Source organism: Antarctobacter aquimaris (assembly GCF_900184945.1).
GTDB lineage: Bacteria > Pseudomonadota > Alphaproteobacteria > Rhodobacterales > Rhodobacteraceae > Maliponia > Maliponia aquimaris.
Window position 1 is genome coordinate 1 of the sequence record NZ_FXYF01000055.1, and the last position, 682, is coordinate 682.

The 682-nt window shown below is 60.9% G+C and carries 1 pseudogene; it reads left to right on the forward strand.

Annotated features, from left to right (window positions below):
* Positions 1-81: 81 nt before the first annotated feature.
* A pseudogene (locus tag MAA8898_RS25625) lies at positions 82-682 on the forward strand (IS630 transposase-related protein); the annotation flags it as partial.

The following is a 682-nucleotide window of genomic DNA, read 5'->3' on the forward strand; positions in this document are numbered from 1 at the left end:
CTAGCGCGGCGTCCTTGAAATCTGAACCGAGTGGATTCCCACGGGTCTGATTCTGTGATTCACCATGTGTGGAGGTGGATCATGGGCAAATCGCTATCAATGGACATTCGGGAGCGTGTTGTCGCTCTGGTTGATGATGGCCTTTCCTGCCATGAAGCTGCGCGGCATTTGCGCATTTCGGCTTCAAGTGCGGTGCGGATCATGCAACGCAAGAGGCGAACGGGTGGCGTGTAAGCCGCGCCTCAGGGGCGCCCGCGCCGCAGCAAGCTCGACAAGGTCTCAGACTGGCTCAAGTCGCGGGTGGAAGCCGAACCGGACATCACCATGCCTGAACTGGCCGATGCGCTGCAGCAGGAACATTCCGTCACCGCCACACCGGCGATGTTGTCGCGATATCTTATCCATCGCCTTGGGTTCACATAAAAAAACCCTGATCGCGACGGAGCGACTGCGCAAACGGGTCCGCGCCGCCAGGTACGAGTGGCGGCGCAGGCGAATGCCAAGGATGCGCCGTGAGCCGCATCGGCCGGTCTTCATCGATGAAACTGCCGTCACGACAAGGATGACACGACTGCGGGGCCGATCCGCCCGCGGTACCCGGCTGGAAGCCAATACGCCCTTCGGACACTGGCACACCCAGACCTTCATTGCGGGATTGCGGATCGACGAACTCAGCGCGCCT